Consider the following 1,644-nt stretch of genomic DNA (forward strand, 5'->3'; position numbering starts at 1 on the left):
CAGAGTTCATGAAGTTTCGTGCGCCCTGAACTGAGTATGAAGGACTCCACCCGGGATGGAAAGGCTCGGCGTGCGCCGTGAGGTGTACTTCTATAATCAGCAGACTTTCTTCATTCACCTTCCCCGCGGCTCCCCGGCCGCGCATCAGACCAGATGACCGACGCTTCTCTTCCCCTGATTCTCGCGATTGACACGGCGCAGGAGGACTGCGCCGCCGCGCTGCTGCGCGGCCCCGAGCTCATCGCCGAGCGCGTTGAGCGGGTCGGCAGCCGCCACAGCGAACTGATCCTCACGATGATCCGCGACCTCCTCGCGGAGGCGGGCGTCGCGAAGACCGATCTCGGTCTCATCGCCTTCGGCGCGGGTCCGGGCTCCTTCACGGGGCTGCGCGTCGCCTGCGGCGTCGCGCAGGGTCTCGCCTGGGCGCTCGAGCTCCCGGTTGCCCCGGTCTCGAACCTCGAGTCGCAGGCCGAGTGGGTCCGCGCGGAACAGGGTCTCAGGGAAGGCGAGGTGATCGCCGTTCTGAACGACGCCCGCATGCACGAGTGCTACGGCGGCCTCTGGCGGGTGCCTGCTTCTGTTGAAGGCGCCCCGTACACGCGTCTTGAACATCTGGCCGGTCCCGAGCTTGTCGCTCCCGCCGCGGCCGCGGAGTACGTCGCGCGCGAAGGCGCCCGCACGCTTGTCGGCAGCGCCGCGCTCGTCTACGGCGACGAGATGGCGATCAGCGCCGACATCAACAATGTGGCCGCGGCCCGTTCGCAGCCCGCTGCGATCGGCCGCATCGCCTGGGCGCAGCTTCAGGCGGGCGAGACCGTCACGCCGGAGCTCGCCGCCCCTGTCTATGTCCGCAACCGCGTCGCGCTCACGATGGCCGAGCGCGCCGCCGGGGAGCGTCTCTGATGACGGAAACCCTCCTCTCCGCCGCCGATGAAATCCGGCTCCGCCCCATGTGCGAGGCGGATCTCGCGACGCTCGCCCGTCTCGAGGGCGAGGTCGAGGCGAGCCCGTGGAGCGAGGGGAACTTCCGCGATTCGCTCGGTTCCGGCCACACGTGCCTCGTGCTCGAGGCCCCGGACGGCATCGTCGCCTGGGCGGTCGTGATGGGCGTGCTCGACGAGGCGGAGCTCCTCATCATCGGCGTGAGGAAATCCGCGCAGCGCCGCGGTCTCGGCCGCAGGCTCCTCGCCGCGCTCGTGGACGATCTGCGGAAAAGAAGCTTCACGCGCTTCTTCCTTGAGGTCCGCGCGGGGAACGTCCCGGCGATCGGACTCTACAAATCCTTCGGGTTCGAAAAGACGGGTCTGCGCCGCGGCTACTACCCGGCGGCCGTTCCCGGCGCCCCCCGCGAGGACGCGCTCCTGATGGCGCTTGACCTCACGGCTGAACCCGGTGCTGCGGAGGCGACTCGATGAGCTTCACCTTTGACCGCGAACACTGCGAGATGATCGAGGCGATGGGCCTCGGGCCCGTGTGGCTCCTGCGAGAGTCGCCCGACCCGCTCGCGCCCAGCGTGCCCCATGTGCCGAAGCCCGCTCCCGCAGCCGCTCCCGCGCCGCGCGCGGCGCGGCCCGGCGCTCCCGCGGCTGCTCCGCGTCAGCCCGAGCGCACCGCGCCCGCGGCCAGGCGCCCCGTTGCGGCGCC

2 protein-coding genes and 1 pseudogene are annotated in these 1,644 nt (G+C 70.3%); all 3 read left to right on the forward strand.

What is annotated here, in order from left to right; translation table 11 throughout:
* The first annotated feature begins 153 nt into the window (after positions 1-153).
* Positions 154-903 (forward strand): tRNA (adenosine(37)-N6)-threonylcarbamoyltransferase complex dimerization subunit type 1 TsaB, encoded by a 750-nt coding sequence (gene tsaB / locus Q4F91_RS13505; protein ID WP_303338252.1) that lies wholly within the window; start codon positions 154-156, stop codon positions 901-903.
* Positions 903-1,415 carry a ribosomal protein S18-alanine N-acetyltransferase gene (gene rimI, locus Q4F91_RS13510; RefSeq protein ID WP_303338253.1) on the forward strand — a complete coding sequence of 171 codons (513 nt, stop codon included), beginning with the start codon at positions 903-905 and terminating at the stop codon, positions 1,413-1,415. Before tsaB ends, rimI begins: the two co-directional genes overlap by 1 nt.
* Positions 1,412-1,644 (forward strand): annotated as a pseudogene (locus Q4F91_RS13515) (uracil-DNA glycosylase); the annotation flags it as partial. The gene rimI and the pseudogene Q4F91_RS13515, both read left to right, overlap by 4 nt.

The sequence above is a fragment of the Sutterella sp. genome (genome assembly GCF_030539355.1).
Classification (GTDB): domain Bacteria; phylum Pseudomonadota; class Gammaproteobacteria; order Burkholderiales; family Burkholderiaceae_F; genus Sutterella.